Annotated in this window: 15 protein-coding genes and 1 pseudogene; 10 read left to right on the plus strand and 6 right to left on the minus strand. The window is 41.7% G+C overall.

What is annotated here, in order from left to right; translation table 11 throughout:
* Nucleotides 1-216 precede the first annotated feature (216 nt).
* Entirely contained in the window at nt 217-2,532 is a 2,316-nt protein-coding gene (locus BP549_RS06580; protein WP_394339069.1) for a CDC48 family AAA ATPase, read from the plus strand.
* Nucleotides 2,533-2,630: 98 nt separating this feature from the next.
* Here the strand turns inward: BP549_RS06580 and BP549_RS06585 are convergent, their stop codons facing one another.
* Nucleotides 2,631-3,260: a matrixin family metalloprotease gene (locus BP549_RS06585; RefSeq protein ID WP_292379225.1), complete on the minus strand. Its 630-nt coding sequence runs from the start codon at nt 3,258-3,260 to the stop codon at nt 2,631-2,633.
* Nucleotides 3,261-3,636: 376 nt separating this feature from the next.
* Between BP549_RS06585 and BP549_RS06590 the strand changes: the two genes are divergently transcribed.
* The 7 genes from BP549_RS06590 (at nt 3,637) to BP549_RS06620 (ending at nt 10,714) form a co-directional block, all read left to right on the plus strand.
* Nucleotides 3,637-4,047 carry a hypothetical protein gene (locus BP549_RS06590; protein WP_292374296.1) on the plus strand — a complete coding sequence of 137 codons (411 nt, stop codon included), beginning with the start codon at nt 3,637-3,639 and terminating at the stop codon, nt 4,045-4,047.
* Nucleotides 4,048-4,335: 288 nt separating this feature from the next.
* Complete coding sequence (locus BP549_RS06595; RefSeq protein ID WP_292379228.1) at nt 4,336-6,321, plus strand: glycoside hydrolase family 15 protein; 1,986 nt, start codon at nt 4,336-4,338, stop codon at nt 6,319-6,321.
* 82 nt (nt 6,322-6,403) lie between these two features.
* Nucleotides 6,404-6,514, plus strand: a complete 111-nt coding sequence (locus BP549_RS06600; protein ID WP_292374300.1) for a C2H2-type zinc finger protein — start codon at nt 6,404-6,406, stop codon at nt 6,512-6,514.
* Between the two features lie 408 nt (nt 6,515-6,922).
* Entirely contained in the window at nt 6,923-7,249 is a 327-nt protein-coding gene (locus tag BP549_RS06605; RefSeq protein ID WP_292379229.1) for a DUF2769 domain-containing protein, read from the plus strand.
* A gap of 496 nt (nt 7,250-7,745) precedes the next feature.
* Nucleotides 7,746-8,984 carry a phosphoglycerate kinase gene (locus tag BP549_RS06610; protein WP_292379232.1) on the plus strand — a complete coding sequence of 413 codons (1,239 nt, stop codon included), beginning with the start codon at nt 7,746-7,748 and terminating at the stop codon, nt 8,982-8,984.
* Nucleotides 8,985-9,322: 338 nt separating this feature from the next.
* Nucleotides 9,323-9,550, plus strand: coding sequence for a ferritin family protein (locus BP549_RS06615; RefSeq protein WP_292374306.1), 228 nt, complete (start codon nt 9,323-9,325; stop codon nt 9,548-9,550).
* 147 nt (nt 9,551-9,697) lie between these two features.
* A complete protein-coding gene (locus tag BP549_RS06620; RefSeq protein ID WP_292379233.1) occupies nt 9,698-10,714 on the plus strand; it encodes a type II glyceraldehyde-3-phosphate dehydrogenase in 1,017 nt (338 codons plus the stop codon).
* Between the two features lie 338 nt (nt 10,715-11,052).
* Here the strand turns inward: BP549_RS06620 and BP549_RS06625 are convergent, their stop codons facing one another.
* Nucleotides 11,053-12,990 carry a DNA/RNA non-specific endonuclease gene (locus BP549_RS06625; RefSeq protein ID WP_292379236.1) on the minus strand — a complete coding sequence of 646 codons (1,938 nt, stop codon included), beginning with the start codon at nt 12,988-12,990 and terminating at the stop codon, nt 11,053-11,055.
* A 390-nt stretch (nt 12,991-13,380) separates the two neighbouring features.
* On the opposite strand from BP549_RS06625, the pseudogene BP549_RS06630 reads away from it, so the two are divergent.
* Nucleotides 13,381-13,560 (plus strand): annotated as a pseudogene (locus tag BP549_RS06630) (IS5/IS1182 family transposase); the annotation flags it as partial.
* Between the two features lie 341 nt (nt 13,561-13,901).
* On the opposite strand, the gene BP549_RS06635 reads toward BP549_RS06630, so the two are convergent.
* The 4 genes from BP549_RS06635 to mtaA all read right to left on the minus strand — a co-directional run bounded on the left by BP549_RS06635 (nt 13,902) and on the right by mtaA (nt 19,029).
* On the minus strand, nt 13,902-14,948 hold the full coding sequence (locus BP549_RS06635) for an ATP-grasp domain-containing protein (protein WP_292379238.1): 1,047 nt from the start codon (nt 14,946-14,948) through the stop codon (nt 13,902-13,904).
* A gap of 562 nt (nt 14,949-15,510) precedes the next feature.
* Nucleotides 15,511-15,876 carry a DUF6951 family protein gene (locus BP549_RS06640; RefSeq protein WP_292374314.1) on the minus strand — a complete coding sequence of 122 codons (366 nt, stop codon included), beginning with the start codon at nt 15,874-15,876 and terminating at the stop codon, nt 15,511-15,513.
* 73 nt (nt 15,877-15,949) lie between these two features.
* Nucleotides 15,950-17,584, minus strand: coding sequence for a methylamine methyltransferase corrinoid protein reductive activase (locus BP549_RS06645; protein ID WP_292374316.1), 1,635 nt, complete (start codon nt 17,582-17,584; stop codon nt 15,950-15,952).
* A gap of 410 nt (nt 17,585-17,994) precedes the next feature.
* Complete coding sequence (gene mtaA / locus BP549_RS06650) at nt 17,995-19,029, minus strand: methylcobamide:CoM methyltransferase MtaA (RefSeq protein WP_292379240.1); 1,035 nt, start codon at nt 19,027-19,029, stop codon at nt 17,995-17,997.
* 275 nt (nt 19,030-19,304) lie between these two features.
* Here mtaA and BP549_RS06655 point away from each other — a divergent pair, with 275 nt between their 5' ends.
* Nucleotides 19,305-19,493: a hypothetical protein gene (locus BP549_RS06655; RefSeq protein ID WP_292379241.1), complete on the plus strand. Its 189-nt coding sequence runs from the start codon at nt 19,305-19,307 to the stop codon at nt 19,491-19,493.
* The last annotated feature ends 278 nt before the right edge of the window (nt 19,494-19,771 follow it).

Below are 19,771 nucleotides of genomic sequence, written 5' to 3' on the forward strand. Positions count from 1 at the left end.
AAAGTGATGTTCTTGGTCTGCTAAAGGGGATACCTTAAATAGAGTATAATGTCCTTGATGACGTAACCAGATGAATCAAATGCTTGGAAAGCCAGCGTAATAGAGAGTAATATCAGACTGCTGAATTACAAATAGGCTTTCTTTCAAATAAAGCTGGGTCATTTAAAAGCTACTCTAAGTTACTATGTTGCCTTTTTTAATAAATGTTAATTTTTAATGTGGAGATGGGGGTATTGTTTGACTGATAGGGAAAAAATAACTGAAAAACTAAAAGTCGCAGAAGCTGATCAAAGAGATGTTGGAAAAGGAATTGTCAGAGTGGACGACAGTTTCAGGGAAAAGCTGGGCCTCAAGCCCTTTGAAGTAGTGGAAATCAAAGGAGGAAAATCGACCTCAGCCCTGATAGGACGCCCATACCCCAGCGATTCGGGCCTGGATATCATCCGCATGGATGGACTTATCCGAACCAATGCAAAGACCAGCATAGGGGAATATGTGGATATTCGCAAAGCCGACTGGAAAGAAGCAAAGAGTGTGACTCTTGCTCCCGTAGCGAAGGGCATGCAGATCTATGCACCGAGTGAAACTCTTAGAGCCGTATTTATGAATCGTACGGTTTCAAAGGGAGATTTTATTTCCACCACAAGCTTGAGGCGGTCACGGGAAAGGGAGACTTTCGGTAAAGGAGTTATGTTCGAAGATTTCTTTCAGGACTTTTTTAGTCCAGGTATGGGGCAGTCATTTGGTCTGGGAGAAATAAAACTACAGGTGATCTCCACTTCTCCCTCCGGGATAGTAAAGATTACAGATAAGACAGAGATTGAGCTCTTACCTGAAGCTGCAGAAATAACCCCGGAACAGAATGTTCCCACTGTCATGTATGAGGATCTGGGTGGACTTAAAGATGCTATCTCCAAAATAAGAGAAATGATAGAGCTACCCTTGAAGCATCCTGAACTTTTTGACAGGCTTGGGATCGATGCTCCAAAAGGAGTACTACTTTATGGACCGCCTGGAACAGGTAAGACAATGCTTGCAAAAGCAGTTGCAAACGAGTCCGATGCTTACTTCATCTCAGTCAATGGTCCGGAAATCATGTCCAAGTATTATGGAGAGTCAGAAAAGGGAATTAGAGATGTTTTCGAAGAAGCAGAAAAAAACGCTCCTGCAATCATCTTCCTTGATGAAATCGATTCGATTGCTCCTAAGCGGGCTGAAGTAACCGGGGAAGTCGAAAGGAGAGTAGTTGCTCAGCTTCTCTCCCTTATGGACGGGCTTAAGGCTCGTAAGAACGTAATTGTTATAGGGTCAACCAACCGTCCTGAAGCAATTGATATGGCACTCCGTCGACCAGGTCGGTTTGACAGAGAGATTGAGTTGAGGGTTCCAGATACTGAAGGCAGGCTCGAGATTTTCCAGATTCACACTAGAGGCATGCCACTTGCCGAAAACGTAAATCTCATGGACTTTGCTCAGATAACTTATGGATTTGTGGGAGCTGACATAGCTGCTCTTTGCCGGGAGGCAGCAATGAGCTCCTTAAGACGGATTCTTCCAAAGATCAATCTCAATGAACCTGAAATTCCAAGTGAAATCCTTGATACACTTAGGGTCACAAGGGAAGATTTTGAAAATGCCATGAAAGATGTTCAGCCGTCTGCTATAAGAGAAATCCTTATCGAAATTCCTAATGTGAGCTGGGAAGATGTAGGCGGTCTGGAGGGAGTAAAACAACTTCTTAAGGAAGCCGTGGAGTGGCCTCTTAAAAGTCCTGAATCGTATAGGGATATAGGAGTTGAGGCGCCTAAAGGAGTGCTTCTGTACGGCCCTCCGGGTACTGGAAAAACTCTCCTTGCAAAAGCCATTGCCCATGAATCCGAAGCTAACTTTATTACCGCAAAGGGAAGCGACCTGCTTTCCAAGTGGTACGGAGAGTCCGAAAAGAGAATTGCTGAGGTCTTTTCACGGGCAAGACAGGTTGCTCCATCCATTATCTTCCTGGATGAACTAGATTCTCTTGCCCCTATTCGCGGGGCTTCTGCAAGTGAGCCTCAGGTTACAGCCAGGATCCTGAATCAACTTCTTTCCGAGATGGATGGACTTGAGGAACTCAGAGCTGTAGTGGTAATAGGTGCAACCAACCGTCCTGATATTATAGATCCAGCTCTTCTAAGACCTGGACGTTTTGACGAGTTAATTCTCGTTCCCGTTCCAGATGCAGGAGCTCGAAAGGAAATTTTTAAGGTACATACCAGTAAAATGGCGATTGCAGAGGATGTTGATATTGACAAACTCGTTTCTCTGACCGACCAATACACAGGTGCTGATATTGCAGCTGTGTGCAAGAAGGCAGGAAGAGACGCGCTTCGTGAAGACCTCCATGCTAAAGAGGTAAAGCAGAAACACTTCCTTCAAGCAATTGCTGAAACCGGGCCTTCGGTTACTCCTGATACCATGAAATATTACCGCGCTGTACAGGGCGGACTGAGAAAAAGGCAGTCAAAAGAAATAGAGACTCCATTTTATACATGAGAAGAGATGGGAAGTTTAAATTTTCTTTTTCTTTCCCTATTCTTGTTTTCCTTTATTTTCTTCTCTATTCTTGTTTTCCTTTGTTTTCTCAATTTTTTTCATTTTTTCCTGCTAAGTAGCCAGCTTACAGAGAAGAAGACGAAAATTGCAAGACCTAAATAAATTACAAAACGCAAAAAAGCACCGTATTTGCCAAGAAAGAGAGGATTTATGTTATTTATCTGCTCGTTGGTTGGATACATAATATCTTGCTTATCATTGCTGTGATTTAACCCCAAAGCGTGCCCCAATTCATGCTCAGCAATGGCGAGCATTGCAGTATCACTATATGGGACCCATTTGCCCCATTGATAAGTTCCAACTCCAAGTGCGATATCCACGCGTACAAATTGCCCATTGACAATAAATGGAGTCGTAGCGCCTGCAACTCCACTAGGAGCACCTTGATCTTTTTGCAGGTTTTCGACCCACCTTATCCTTATATCAGCTTTTTCGGAATCCACAAGTTTAAAAACAGGAGTGTATTCTAGCTTTCCGTTTCCTCCTTTTTCCCAGTAGTTCAGAGCTTTTTGTACCTGTATATAATAGGAAGGACTATAATGTGGAGGAACATTTTTGTTATTTACATATACAGTGATAGGGGAATGACCCCAGGGATGGTCTAAAATTCTTGGATAATCAGACTCAGAAGCTGCCGAAGCAGTGGGTAAAATAAGTACAATCAGCAACAGTAAAAGGAGTAAATTTATTCCGGACCTACTGCTTCGTGTAATTTAAACTTGCCTCCATATTGTTAGTTAATTAATCCTAAAGGCTTGATACAAAATAGTATTACTCTCTCGCATAAAATCCTTCCCGAAAGTATCTTCAATATTGACAGACCACTTTTTATATTCGCAAATTGTATTCTGTATTAGTAGACAACTTTGAGTCTTTACTTTTTATATATAAATAAAAACGAGATAACGTTATCAGATTAAACTCCTGTTTCTGAATGACAGATTAGAAACTTTGTATCCGAATAAATATTAGCCGATGAAAACTATGCTAAATTGGGGTTATTTAATATAATATTCTGTATATATTATTCCGGGGGAGACATAAATGTCGGGTATAGACACTGATGAATTTATGTCAATTTCTTTTGATTTACAAAAAATAGCCTTGATCCTTGCCATAATAGGTTTTATCATAATGAGGACAGGTAAATTAAGTAAAGGAAAGTTACACAGACACGATATAATATCCACATTAGGGTATTTGCTAGTAGTCTTATCTGTTCCATATATGATCAATTTTACATACGATGCCGTAATCTCGAAAACCATTTCTCCTGTAATTTTAGTTCATTCTTTAATAGGAATTGTGATTTTAATCCTGGGATTTATAGTTGTGATTAACAGGCGAGGCTGGAAAATCAAAAGAAGATGGAAAACTAAAGCGAACATGCAAGTTCTTTTAGTTTTATGGTTGATAAATTTCATCCTAGGGACATATATGGTCTTGTTTACCTAATAATGACTTGTGCTTTTTGACTAAAAAGAAGCAGTAGCAACTCCTTAGTAGTAAACTTTTAGTAGTAAACTTTTAGTAGTAAACTTTTAGTAGTAAATTTTTAGTAGTAAACTTTTAGCAGTAAATTCCTAGCAGTAAATTCCTAGCAATAAATCCTTAATGGAATAAATCTCAACAATTCTACGGAAGTTTCATATACTCGACTTTATCCTTCAAATGCATAAGTCCCACACTTTCCTGAAAGCTCTGATGAACTGTAAAAAGATCTGCCTAACGAAGGTAAAGGCTATGACCCGACATATTGTTCTTGGAAATCAGTCTTTGCTTATAAATATAGATAAATGGTTCCAGGTAAGAGATATTTACTTTCCACATGTTGGAATGGAGAACCATGTGAGGGGACATGCCCATAGGATCGGAGTTTATACAGACAGAAGGCTTTCCTGGATTAATGAAGAAGACTGGGAGAAAAAGCCTGCGTACAAGAAAAACACTCTTGTTTCCGAAAATCAGGCCGTTAACAGGGAGCTAGGAATCGAACTCCTTCTGGAAGAAAGTGTCTGCTGTAAAGACAATATTTTTCTCCGGAAAATAACTGTTAAAAACCTGCAGGACAGGCCAAGAGAAGTCCGCTTGTTCTTCAATCAAGACTTTCACCTTTATGGGGACGGCATAGGGGACACTGCAGTATATCAGATGGACCATAACGTTATTGTTCACTACAAGCGAGCCAGGTACTTCCTAATTGGCATTCTCAAGTCAAATCGAAAAGACGAGATAGCTTCCGATATTGATGATTATGCCATAGGTTATGCCGAGAATGAGGGGTTAAAAGGTACATACGTGGATGCCGAAGATGGAGTTCTCTCAAAGAATCCAGTAGCTCACGGCTCTATAGATTCGACTGTGGGAGTTAGCCTTCAGCTTCAGGATAACGGCACAGAAATTATCTACTACTACCTGACCGCTGGGAAAAATTTCAAAGATGTCTATGAACTCAATGACCTTGTTATGGAAAAGGAGCCTGAAAGCCTTCTGAAGCATACCGAAGACTATCAGAGAGAGTGGGTTAATCATCAAGCCATTGATCTCTCAGGACTTGAACCCAGGATTGTGGATTTGTATAAGCGATCTCTCCTTACGATAAAGACCCAGGCAGACATACATGGAGCTATAATAGCTGCAAATGACTCTGATAATATTCAGTTTAATCATGATACCTATAGCTACATGTGGCCCAGAGATGGAGCACTTGTATCAATTGCCATGATAAATGCAGGTTTTCCTGAACTTACCAAACCTTTTTTCAGATTTTGTAAAAATGTAATCTGGTGGGCTGGCTGCTTATTGCACAAATATAATCCAGATGGCACTCTAGGAAGCAGCTGGCATCCCTGGGTTGAGTATGGAGAACCTTCGCTTCCTATTCAAGAAGACGAGACTGCTCTTGTTATCCACGCCCTCTTGAAGTATTATGAAGCTACCGGAGATATTGAGTTTGTAAAGGAAGTCTATGAGCCTCTTGTAAAAGATGCTGTCTTTTTTATGAATGAATATAAGTATCCAAATGATGTGCCGGTTGAGAGTTACGATCTCTGGGAAGAGAGGAGAGGGATTTTTACCTTCACTGCATCTGCTGTCTACAGAGGGCTTCTCTCAGGAGAAAACCTCGGCCATCTGGTAGGAGACGAGAAATTACCTCATTTATGCAGACTACGCTATTCAAAGTTGAAAAAAGCGATATTACGAGAGCTTTACGACTCTGAAAAGGGAGTTTTTTTAAGAGGTATTAGCTACACAAATCACAATATAAAAAACAAGAATATAGATCGTACGACAGACAGTAGCGTTTACGGAATCTTCGAGTTTAATTTACTCCCGGCAGATGAACCTAGAGTAGTGAGAACAATGGAGAACCTTGAAGAAAAACTCTGGGTTCCGGGAAAAGGCGGGCTGGGAAGATATGAAAATGATCTATATTATCGTCAAGAAGGCAGGCTCAACAGTAACCCGTGGCTTATATGTACGCTGTGGCTTGCGAAATGGTATATTGCAAAAGCAAAAGAGATTAAGGATTTGGAAAAGGCTCTTGAACTGATCAACTGGGTTGCAGACAGTTCCCTTAAGACAGGAATTATGCCTGAACAGATTGACTCTCTTACAGGAGAATCACTTTCTGTTGCACCTCTTACTTGGAGCCATGCTGAATTCGTGGATACAGTTATTCGGTATCAGAAAAAGAAAGCACGGTTAATAGTTATAGAGAAAAGTTGAACATCTTTAATTGTAGTAAAGATTATTTTAGGTTTCTCGAATATTCCTTATAAAAAGTAAAGTCTGAAATGGGGGAAGCAGTTTGCAGGAAAGTGAATCAGAAGAACAAAAATTTGAATGTTCGGTTTGTCATATGACTTTTGCAACAAGAGCTGAATATGAAAAGCATATGAGAGAAAAGCATAATAGATAAAACGATTCGTGTATTAAGTTTTGAAGACAGTTATGTAGAAAAAACTTGAGAATGGAATTTAGAATTACGCAAACCCGAGCTTGCAGAAAAAGCGTTGTCGACAGAGAGAAGAGGAACTAGGTCTATGTTGGTGCACTCTGCTCAAGTAGTAAGTTCGCGCCAGAGCTTTCATATTATGTAATTCTCCTACAGTTCGAGATTCTCCTACAGTTCGAGATTCTCCTACAGCTCGAATTCTGTTATGGTTCCAAGTTTTCTTATTGTTTCCAGATTATTTTACGGTTCCAGGTAAGCTTTGTTATTGATGTATCAGCCTAACCGCATAAGTTATAGCTTTTTCGAAAACTGAAAAGCCTTTTATTATCTAAACCCAAAGTATAAGATGAATATTATTTTTTGGGGGATAAAATGGATACGAGCGAAAGCACCAAAGTTCCGTATACTCTAGCAAACATCAAAAAATGTATGTGTTCAAAGTGTCCAGTCCAGGCTGACAGTAAATGTGCAATGGATAAACTTGATAACTTAGTAAAAGGATTGGAAAGTGCACGGGAAGGAGAGATTCCGGAACCTCAAAACGTTCCGGGAATATATTGTTCAACAGGCAAGGCCACCTGTCAGGATCTTAACCCTGAACAACAGTGCATTTGTTATACCTGCGCAGTCTGGAAAGAGTATAATCTCGGAGAAGGAGTACCATCCATGTACTTCTGCCAGAATGGTAAAGCAACTTGATTTTGAACCCAGAAGATAAAAGATGATATCTGGAAGTCAGATAGCAAATTAGCAAAAATGAAGTCGAGTAAATGAGAGAAGCTAACAGGGTCTATATTATCTAAATTTATCTAAAGCGATTTAGCCTCTATCGATATACAATTGTCAAGGATTTAGTCCGTGTCTTTGAGGAGAAAAAACTGAAAATTAAACTTTTTCTCCTCACCTGAAATTGTCGTCCCTGTTCTTTCTTGTCTGGTGTAACTCAGTTCTATAGACTCAATTTCATAGGTTCAGTTCCATAGGCTCAATTTCATAGGTTCAATTCCATGAGTTCAGCTCCAGAAGTTCAGCTCCAGAAGTTCAGTTCCAGAGGTACTTTTTCGATTTAAAGTCCAAGAACGTCAAGAATCTTGACAATTTCAGAGAGAACTTCTCTGATAATTCTATCAACCTTCAATTACAATCAGCTCATGCCAAGCGGTTTATACCACCATATGCGAGGGGGATACTGTGTATGTCTCAGAAAACAATTGAAAAGGATTATCTGACGATGGGGGACGTTGTACTGGATGATAAAACAATACTTGTAAGGGTGGACTTTAATTCACCCATGGATGATAATGGGAACATCCTGGACGATAGAAAAATTAAGAGTCATTTACCTACGTTGCGATCTCTGGAGCACTCAAGAGTAGTTCTGATGTCTCATCAGGGTCGACCCGGAGATATGGACTATACCACCCTTGAAGCCCACGCAAAGCTGGCAACAGAGCTTCTAGGTCAAGAAGTGACCTATGAGGATGACATATTCAGCTCCTGCGCAAGGAATGCTATAAAATCCCTTGCCCAGGGAGAGATCCTGCTCCTTGAAAATACGCGCTTTAATGCTGAGGAGATCACAAACCTCACTCTTGAGGAACAGGCTAAAAGCCAGATGGTCAAGAAGTTGTATCCTCTGTTTGATCTTTTTATAAACGACGCTTTTTCGGTTTCTCACAGATCTCAATGTTCTGTGGTAGGGTTTACAGAGGTTTTGCCTAGCGTTGCTGGCATCCTTATGGACAAGGAAATTACAGGCTTAGATAAAGCCTTGAAATGTCATGAGCATCCAGCAATCTTCGTATTGGGAGGAGCAAAAGCCAACGACTCCATAAAGGCGATTTCTAATATTCTCAAGCGAGGCGGTGCTGATAAGATCCTTACCACTGGGGTAGTAGCTACAGTGTTTATGATGGCAATGGGCATCTATGTAGGCGAGGTCAACAGGAAATTCATTGAAGATGAGAAATATATAGACCAGATCTCAATCGCTTCCAGGTTACTCAAGGAATATTCAGGCAAGATCGTCGTGCCTGAAGACGTAGCGTTAAACAATGGTGGAGAACGTCAAGAAGTCAAAGTGGACAAGATAAAAGTAGATCTTCCAATAGCTGATATTGGCCGAGAGACCATTGAAAATTATTCCCAATATCTGAAGGAAGCAAAATTATGCGTTTTTCACGGTCCAACTGGTATTTTCGAGCTAGATAAGTTCAGGCTTGGTACAGATGAACTTCTTAAGGCTGCAACTCAAGCAAGCTACTCTGTCGCAGGAGGAGGCCATACCTTAGATGCCATTGATCAACTCGGCTTGGAATCTAAATTTTCCCATGTAAGCATGGGTGGAGGAGCGAGCATAACCTACCTCTCTGGCGAAGCCTTGCCAGGAATCACGGCTCTAAAAAATTATGCATCCAGATCCTCTAAGGGTTAAAAATCTCTACAAGTCGTCTTTATATTTCCTCAAAGGACTCTTTGATTACTTACTTTTTAGACAATTAACTGATGCAAAAGGCTTTGTATTCTATGACATTTTATTTATTTAAATCTAAATGCAGATGGCTCAGGGCTTACGCAGTAAACTGAAATGAATAGCATGAGATCTCAAAATTTTTAATTATTGTATTGTAACAGTTTGCTCATGCTTTTTGTTCTAAAATGCACTAGTCCTAAAACACGTGATAGTTAAATTTATTGAAAAGGGGGGCATTAAACGAGAGTGACGACAAAGCAGAATCTCATCAATGCATTTGGGGGAAAAGTCAAGCATATATGAGGTATGTGCATTTTGCAAATCAAGCCGAAATAGAAAAACTTAATAATGTGGCTCGATTGGTCCGTGCAATCGCTCACGCTGAATATATACATGCAGGAGATCATTTTAGGGAGTTAAAACACCTCGATGGGGGATTTGTTGTAAATAGTATGGCAGTTTTTGGACCGGGTGATACCAAGAAAAACCTTAAGCTGGCCATTGCTGGTGAAACATTCCTGAATTGAATGGAGACTACTCAGTTAAACTAAGAACTTGATGTTGTTAACCTTCAACTGCCTTAGAGCAAATTTAACCATCACGTCTAATCTACCTGATTTTGGACTTTAAGCACATAAGTCCTAAGATATAGAAATAAAAAGGACAGGATAACAATGGCTAAAGCGAAAATATCGGTAAACGGTTACGGAACTATAGGAAAAAGGGTTGCAGACGCCGTAAGGGCTCAAGACGATATGGAAGTTATAGGAATTTCCAAGACAAAGCCAAATTATGAGGCTGCAGTAGCACATCAGCTTGGGTATAACATATACGCCCCTGCTGAGAATGTTGAAGCTTTTGAGAAAGCAGGAATGCCGGCGGCTGGAAGTATTGAAGAGATGCTAGAAAAGTCTGACCTGGTTGTGGACTGCACTCCTGGAGGAATTGGTGAAAAAAATAAGCCTATGTATGAGAAAGTCGGGATAAAGGCAATCTGGCAGGGGGGCGAGAGTCATACCATTTCAGGTTTTTCTTTTAATGCGGAGAGTAATTACGAACAGGCTGTAGGCCGCGACCTGGCAAGGGTTGTCTCATGTAATACTACAGCACTTTGCAGGGCTATTTCAACTATAGACAGAGAACTCGGAGTAAATAAAGTGAGGGTAAGTCTTGCAAGAAGAGCAGTCGATCCCAATGATATTAAAAAGGGACCTGTTAACGCAATCGTGCTTAATCCGGTTAAGCTTCCGTCTCACCATGGACCGGACGTTAAGAGCGTGCTCCCGCACATTAACATAACGACTGCAGCTACAAAAGTCCCAACAACGCTTATGCATGTGCACACTGTAAATATGGAAGTCAACAAGGATTGTACTGCAGAAGACATCAGGAATATCTTTGGTTCCCAGTCCAGGATCCGTTTAATAGGGCAGGGTATTACTTCAACAGCCGAAATAATTGAATTTGCGCGGGATATTGGACGCCCCAGACATGATGTGTGGGAGCTATGTATCTGGCCTGAATCTATTACAGTGACTGAGAAAGAGCTTTACTTCTTCCAGGCTATTCATCAGGAGTCTATTGTCGTTCCAGAGAACGTGGATGCAATCAGAGCAATGATGGAGTTGGAAAGTGACGGTGCGAAGTCGATCGAGAAAACAAACAAAGCTATTGGACTGTATAACAAATAAGGTTGTGGGAGCTCGAAATCTTTATGAGGACTCAAGTTTTTGAGGACTCATTCCTTTTATCTCTCCTATTCCTTTTATTTCTCCTAAACCTTTTCTAGTAAGATTGGAGATTTTATGACCTTTTACTAGTAATATTTTTATGAACTAAGAGAGAAAAATATCAGTCATTGAGCTTGCCCACAAAATGAAGTGAAGCCGATAAGCAAAAAATGGCTTGTCAGCTTGAGACCTTTTAGTTCATTGTTGAGACCTTTTAGTTCATTGTTGAGACCTTTTAGTTCATTGGCAAGGCTGTGCTTCGTTCTTTAATCCGAGGCAACAAGCATCAAATGATTGTATCAGAGCATTATGTCCGCAGCAGAGCGAATCCTCCGGATATAGCTCCTCTGGCTTTCCAGGCCCTTTCCGGCTGCTGCCCGGGCCATAGGATCGGCATCTGTAGGTAAGCCAAATGATAGGCCGGTCAGCGCCTCAACCTGCGCTACCGGCACTTGCCAGGTCTTGAACTCATCGTCGAAGAACTCCATGCTCTCCAAATAATTCTTCTGCGTGCGCAGGTAGGCAGTAACACTTAGCTTCCCGTTTTTATTGACGAACGCCACCGCCTTCCAGAAATCGGCAGGCAGGAGGTACTCGTTGCGGTAAATCATATCGTCTTCGCGGAAGACGGGACCGGTGAATACCGATATCTTCACGTTGGCATTATCTGCGGTCTTCAGTATGTAGTCTTCCACTTCGAGCCAATCATGCTGGTTGAGGCGCTCATGCTGAGGCGAGCAGTTCGTGTAATGGAACGTATCCTCTCCCGCGTCCTTGGCATTTGGCCCCCAGCAGGGATCCAGCCGGCGAACCAGATGTCCGCGGTCAAGTGGGTTGCCTTCATATAGTTTGGGTCCGGCCTGATATTTCTGGTCGAGACGTGGATCTAAGTACCATTTGTCGCGGTCACGTTTGATGTTCACCAGCTTCTTGCCGTCAATATTGGCTGCGGTATAGAAGGCCAGCCTTCGATCGGCATTCATCACAATCGAGAAGTGCAGGTAGGTGAGAATCTCGCCCCCGTCCTTGAGCTTTGCGACTTTGGACTGGAGATTCTCGGACAGCTTGGGAAGCGGTAGATGGTACAGAGAACCCAGAAAATCGGGATCGTAGCCATCCGCCAGGCGGTAATGTTCCATGGGTAGTTCTCCCAGCTCCATTGCTGTGCCGGAGATGGGGGCTGGGGCGGTTATGATCACAGGTCCGACCGGACCAGTGCCATGGCTGCGAAGCCTACGCAGAGCTTCGGCCACCATCGGCTCATTCTCGCTGCGCGACTCCAGTGCCTGGAAGATGCAGCTGATTCGTACGCCCTCATTGGCCACCCAGGCTATGGTACTGGGATCATCGATGCCTTCTCGATAGGGCTGACCGTCTGTCTTGAGGACGTTGCCCTGGGCATCTTTCATCGGCACTCCTGAATGGTGCAGGCCCACAACCAGCCACTGATCATTGAATACGGGCGAGCCTGAGGCTCCGGGCTGAGTGTCGGTCAGATAATGCAGCCAGTCATCGAATACATCTACAACTTCGTTCTCCCGCAGGCAGCAATGCTTGAGACCGCCCTCAGGATGCTGAATGATGGAGACGTATTCGCCTGCCCGGACCTTTCCGGTATCTTCCACGAGACGCAGTAATCCGTAATCGGTAAGCTCTGTCCCTTCTGTGGCAATGGAGGTTACAGATACCAGTGTGAAGTCCAGGTCCGGATCAGTGACGAAGACCTCGTCGGGCCGCAGGTCGAAGGATCTGGATATCTTTTTTCGACCGTTTAGATCTTGTTCAAATTCAAACTCTATAAAACTCTTCCTTGCCAGCTCTGCTGTATCGAGGACATGGTTATTCGTCAGCAGCAGATTTGGGCCAACAAGAAAGCCCGTGCCGTAACCCTCTGGCCTGCCGAAGGGGTTCACGATATGGATCCTGCAGACAGCTCTGGCCGCGAGCAGTCCAAGTTCCAGATAGGAGATGTCGACAAGATCGCTCTTTCCCATGATTCTCTCCAGGGCCAGGCTATCACCTGGTTCAAGAAAGAGCAGGCGCCTCTCTATGGGTTGTGCCTCCGTCAAGGGCCTGATGATTTCACGTCCGAATCTCTCGCCTGGCCGTTCCACTTCAGCAGCTTTCGGCCGGCTATAATACCTTTCAGAGGCTTTTCTCTGTTGCTCTTCTTTTCGGGAATAATACCTTTCAGAGGCATTTCTCTGTTGCTCTTCTTTTCGGGCATTTTCAAGCATATATTTCCCCCATCATAACCCAACAGTTTGAAATAATTATATTAATTTTATTTTTCTGAAACCTATTTTGAGTCTTGGAATGAGTTTAATACAACTTGGGTACTATATTAACAAATTCATAATATAATATCCAAGCCACATCATTTTTACAAATATTCCAATATTATATTGGCAAGAATAAATATAATAATTTTGAACTTTATATTAGTATTAGGGTTCTCTTAAACTCTCTATTAAACTGAAGATTATTTCTCTTTTTTTCCATTAATTAAGGTGACTATTGGTTTCCCCAAAAAGTATATCTTATTTTTTACCGAAGTTCAAATTAAAGTAATTAAAAATCGTAAATTTTGTTGAGCGGGACTTATAATCTTCCTCTGGCGATATATTATGAAAGCTCCGTTTATTCCAGTAAACGAAGATTTCAAATGGAAAATTATTGTCCGAAATATAAATTTTTTTGTCTGAGATCTTGCAGGCAAATCCTTACAAGGAAAGACAGAATGCCCCTCTTAAAATCGGTTCTTACTATTAAAATTGTTCTTCTGAGCATGTTTTTCTTGTGAGATCTAATATGCGATAAGAGAACTCGAAGAAAGGGAAAGCTTGAGAAACTTTTTAAAAAATTAGTTCAAAAGCCCTCTTTGAATGAAGAAATAGAGAGGTCTATAACTTTAAGTTCAGAACGGAAAGTTTTCAGAATTTCAGGTACACTTTTACTATGTAACCTTAACTATGTAACCTTAAGCACTCGATTACCAATGGGCTCAGGCACTACTTACCTTTGTTTTGCACTCTATAAAAGTCTTTATTCTCTTTGCCCCCTTTTCAAGGGACAAGATTGCAGCTTCTCTGGTAGAGGTGCACGAAAACAGGGAAGTAAGAAACCAATCAGGCCATACATTCGTTCCCTAGGGAGGAATATCTGCTCCCTTTTCCCTGAGAATGGCAGCTAAGAGCTGTCTGTCTATAAAAAGTTCTCGATCCGAATAGATTATTCCTCTTGCAGCAAAGCAATTTGCTTTAGGTTTGGAAGGAAGTTCGCCTCTGAAGCAGCCAACATGGGCTTCAAAAAGGTTAATATTCATTGCTTTCTCGATTGTATCAAAGCTCCCCTGGAACCTGGGATTTATCTCAAGCACTATAGGGCCAGCTTCCGTAACCAAAAAGTCCACCCCATTTGAGCCTAGGAGCTTAAAATCAAGTATCAGTTCTTCAGCAAGAGCTTCCATTTCCTCAGCTTGATCGGTCCTGAAAGGAGTTATGTTCCCACAATAAGCAAATGGAAGTCTTGAGAGCCAAGGTATCCCTATTAACTGCTCATTTACTGCCACTGAGAGAGCTTCTTTCTTGGTAGAAAGTAAAGAGACGCTTGAAGGAATACCTTCCAGAAAATCCTGTATAACAACTGTCTCTGCCATGAACTCCAGATCCAGCCTGCGGTGACATAGACTACATAAATTTACAAGGACAGAAAAAAGCTCCTGTTTGTCTCTAGCAATCCTATTAAAGAGTCCTCCTGAACTAAAGGCAGGTTTGACAATTACCGGATATTCAATTGCATCTATTTCGTCCAGAGAATAAAAGTTAGGATGCGAGATACTAAGGGCTTCAAGTCTTTTTGAGAGGTACTTTTTGTTTGAAGCTTTCTGTTTATTCTCCGGACTGCTGGCAAGTACAGGGCAGGAAAAGCAGTTATGATCAAACATTTCCGTGCCCGAACCCGGGACAATGGCATCAAACTCAAGCCCGAAGGCAACCATTTGAGCCTTTATCTTAGAAACATCCAGTTCAATCAGTTTTGGTTCAGCCTTGTGCTCCAGAAGAGCTGAAGCATATGCGCATTCTTGTAGGTCTAAGCTACGGAAAGCATCAATAGAACAGACATTATAACCAGCTCTTCGAGCGGAACAGACAATGTTCCGGTTATTGTATCCGATTACAAGGATATTTTGCATCTTTCCTCGATTTATTTCATTAATATCATCAATTAAACTCTAAGGTGCTGGTTTTTTTTCGGCTTAGAGCCTATCCGAAAAGTCAATAATTGGATGGTATTAAAGTTACTCCTGAAATATGGATACTCATCGACCTTAAGGTATCATTTATCCCATAGGATTTACGTACTCAATATATAAAATCGATTACAATAACCATAAAATGCTACCGTTTTAGGTTTTACCGTTTTAGGTTTAAATGTAAGAACTAATCCACTTGTATGATCAAGTTTAATTTTAAGACATACTCTTAGTTGTCGTTTAGCTCAAATCTGCTAGGACATTGGTTTTTTGGCTCTGTAGAAATCCTATTAAATAACAAATCTACATTAATTTGAACTGAACTATAATCTGTATTTTCATAGTTAGTTTCTATCTCTTGATGCTTAGATAGGTTTTCTACAAAGCCTACAAAGCTTAGATTAATTTATGTTATATTCTTAAAGATTAAATTTGAAAAGGGTGTGCTTTTGTTTAGGAAGCTCTGATTAATATCTACTTTTAGAATAAGCAATATAAGCCCTTAATTTGTACTCTCATTTAGAAGGACTCCAGCATCTTTAAGAGGAAGTATTTGCAGGCTCTTTTTTGCAAGCTCATTCTCTATGTTACATACATTAAACACTGCACCAGGGATCAGACATTTTCTGGTACAGTCCAGAGCACATTCCCTGGTGCACTCAAAGGAGCAATTAATTTGTCTTTCCATCTCCAAGATAATATCGTTCTGATTATCTGGAAGTTTCTGAAGAGGAACTTCCAGGAAGGTGAAGGCTCTGAATTTTTCACATGGGGTATCAATCTCTATGATGATACTGTCTCCTTCAATCCTTCCCGTTACTGTATGGGTTAAACCACAGATTCTGGAAGATACGCTGATTTGTGTCATTTTTGCAGCTCTACCTGTGATATGTGCTTCTAAGAGTTTCTTGTCAGTAAATCTCGCCTTTTATGCAGTTTCTTTAAAGGCCATTTATACCCAGGGCTGCAATATCCTTGAAATCTATTGCATTTATCGGACAAGCCCGCACACAGCGTCTACAGCTTGTTCCGAGGCAGTCCTGAGTACTGCAGCTTACAAAGGATCTTCCTTCTTTCTCGACGGTCACAAGGGCATTTTCTGGGCACTCTTCATTACAGCGTTTGCAGTTAAGGCATCCTTCCACAGGGACTTCAAGGGTGATTCCTATATCCTCTACAATCTCTATCGGAGCGTTGCCTGTTTCCTCTATATCCCTGGCTGCTCTTTTCTCCATTACGGCATTTTCTACGGGCTCCGGGAAGGGCGGATACTTATACATTTTCATATATTTTTTGTATAGTTTCATGCTCATCCCCTCGGTCCAGTAGGAAAGCTCGCAGGTATAGATGTTCTTGAAGGTCTCGCTGGTCGCCATCATTAGGTGATCGGCTTTTATAGTGCCGGCAAGGGCGATAATTTCGTCAAGCCTTGATTCATCCAGAAGAAGCTCTCTCGCAAGCGTAATGGAAGTATTTCCAAACTGAACGACTTTGTTTGAAAAATCCGGACAGGAACCTATTTTTCTGGCTTTTCTGCTATCTACGTATGTTCCAGATGCCCCAGACATATAGACGTTTTCTAGATCTTCGAAGGAGGCGCCTGCCTCAAGCAGGAGAGTTAGCTGCGCCGCACGAATTGCTCCTATAGCTTTTCCGGCTTCCGAAATATCATCATTGGTGATTTCGATGGAATCTCCCAGGATTAGCTTTCCATTGGGCAATTTAGGTGGCTGCTCCATCAGACCTGTTTCCATGGCAACGGCAATAACCGCAATTACACCTGTGCCCGTAATTCCTACAGCTTCGATTTCCCCTTTCTCAAGAATTTCTCCGGTAATCGGGTTTACAAGAGCTCCGGTTTTGCCTTCCATTTTTTCATCCAGAACCGTAAGCCGCCAGTATTCTCCTTCAGGGTTTACATCCGAAATCGCACCCGGACTTGCAATCATTCCACAGCTTATTCCTTGTCCTTCAATGGCGGGTCCTGCAGCCGCACTGCCTGTGATAATCCTATCCCCCACTTTTATTGCCATCTCCGCATTTGTGCCATAGTCCGTAACAATAGAAATTTCTTTCTGGTTCAGAAAATCGGTTTCTATCATCATTGCCAGGGCATCAGCTCCGATTTCGTGGGCAATTGCAGGAGGTATAGTAATCTCACAGTTCGGAAGATCCAGAACGCCTTTGAAGAGTTCGTTTGCCGGAAAGACCCTTGCACTTCTGTCCACATTCTCTACTCCAAGCCGCCGTTGCATATTTTTTCCGGCAAAGGCGAGATCTCGGATCTCCGAGTTTTGGAAGAGAGAAAGCTGGATAGGATTTCCACAAACCACGATTTTTCGGATGCAAGCAGGTTCTACGTCAAGGGTTTCGATTATCTTCTTCACTGCATCCAGTATGATATTGTTTGCAATATCTTCCCCTATTTCCAGGGCAAAGTCCAGATGATCTATAACATTGCCTCCAGGAAGAGGATGTCTCATTGTCATTGCGGTTCTTACGACTTTTCTTGTCTCCAGGTCTATAAGCTGCGCTCTAAAGCCGCTTGTTCCCAGATCAAGTGCGATCCCATACATTTTTTTCACTCCACACAGGCTTGAAAATTAAAGTTATTGAAGCCTATCCGTGATCAGACTGTTATGAGCCGGATAGGACTTAAATCAGTGAAATGAGCTGCGCAGTATTCTCACGTTGATTAATCCTTTTATAATTTAATTTAGACGTAAAAATATATAACATAATTTGGGGTTTATTGTGAGGGAGTTTTATTTTCAATAGGGTATTGATTTTTTAGGGGGCATTGATTTTCAATAGAGTATTGATTTTCGATAAAGCATTTATTTCGTGGAGGGTTAATTTTTCAGGGGCATTGACTCTGTAGAGATCAACTTCATAAGCACGGATTTATAAAGAATCGCAAAGAGGATAAAGCCTGTAGTGCTGGCAGGAATGAAAAAGACTAGAATTCTAATCAGAGCAATTAAAATTATTTATTATAAAACTCATCTCTGGCATCAACAAGCGCTCTGAGATTCGCAAGAGGAGTTCTCGGGGCAATCCCGCAGCCCGGAGCAAGTATATCGATTCCCCCTTCCAGGCATTTCTTTGCCTCGTTTTTGACTTCCTCGCAGGTTCCTGTAAGCAGAACCCCTGATGAGGAAAGATTTCCTATAAGGCTTACTTTTTTCCCAATAAGCTTCTTTGCAGCAGGCAAATCAGTAACCTTCTCTTCTATGCTAATTCCGTTAAACCCGCATTCAGAGAGCATTTTGAGGATTGATGTGGAATTGCCACATATATGTATAAGCTTCATTCCTTTTCCGACTCTGTAGAAATGTTCATACTCGGGCTTTATTAGGGAAGCTAGATGCTTCGGGTCCAGCATGTCAGGACCTGCTATCCCATCAACTATGCAAACCGCGTCTGCTCCGGCTTCGGACAGTACAGCAGAATATTCTGAACAGGCAGTTCCTGTAACCTCAAGACATCTCCGGATCAATTCGGGTTTTTTCATTACCCAGGTAAGAAAGTTATATGTCCCAAGCAGCCTTGAAGCCAGAGAAGCAGGCCCTTCTATGCCCGCAATCAGAGGAACTTCTTCTCCTACCCTTTTTCGGAGGGTGGAAGTTACATCAACAAGGAGCGGTATCCGTCCCCTATCCGTAAGATCTGAGGGAAGCTCCAGGTTTTCTGCATCCTCTGCAAAAGGCCGAGTTCGTGGGAAAGGCTGAACATCACGTCTTCCCTGATTAATACTGCATCCCATAGCTTCAGAAAGTACAGTTAGACAGAAAGGATAGCGTACAGCCTCAAGCCCTGCAAATTTATGGGCTGCAAGGGCAAGATCTGCCATTTTATCAGCGTTAAAATTAGCTTCAGGCCAGGCTGCCCCACTTTTTTCCATAAGTTCTAGAGTGCCGGTCTGGGTTACCGACAGAGCAGGTACTTTATCCACAGCTTTGCCTTTCAGGACATTAAGAAAACGATCTTTCAGGTCGGGATCTGCCATAAAATCTGCCATTTGATTTTTTTTATGACGTTAAGCCTTTGTAACTTTTTCTGTAAGCTAATACAAGCAGGATCGCGTTTATATTTTTCATTTAAAATATCTGTGAACTAGTTATATAAATTAATTCGCATATGCGACATTTTTTCTGAAGATAATACGTCTTCAGCCCATTATCTGATCCTGTAGAAACAAAAATCTAAAACCAAGATTCAAAGGAATCCTGTCAAATAGAGTTTATAGAAAAAACTAATCGATTCACAAAGTGATGGAGAAAACTTTATGAAAACTTGCAGAAAACAAAATGTGAAAAAAGTTCCTGTATCTTTCATGAAGTGAGGTATCTTACCATTAACGATTGGATTGCTGCCCTTTCTCCTGCCTGGAGGGTTACGGCAGTTTGGGGGCATACCAATCTTTTGAAGTACTTCGGGATCCTAAGCATTTTTCCAGCTCTTAAAATGGCAAAAAGAGCCTGATAGCGCTTTGATCCTGAATTTTTCGGTTCATAGCCCCTTCTTGCCTGGAGGTTTGAGGCTTAGAGCATTGAACCTTTTTCGTGGATTTGGACCTTCCTTTTCCTAAGTCACACTAAAATGGCAAAAGTGTGTTCTGAGGAATTCTTAGGTCTATCTACTTTTTAGGTTGGGATAACAATGCCTTAGAGAGGGAGAAGCATTGTTATCAGCGTGATTTATCTAATATTTCAGGATATCATGGAATGTGGAGATCCCATTTATTCCTGTTTTTCCTGTCT

This window comes from Methanosarcina sp. UBA289, assembly GCA_002496565.1.
Classification (GTDB): domain Archaea; phylum Halobacteriota; class Methanosarcinia; order Methanosarcinales; family Methanosarcinaceae; genus Methanosarcina.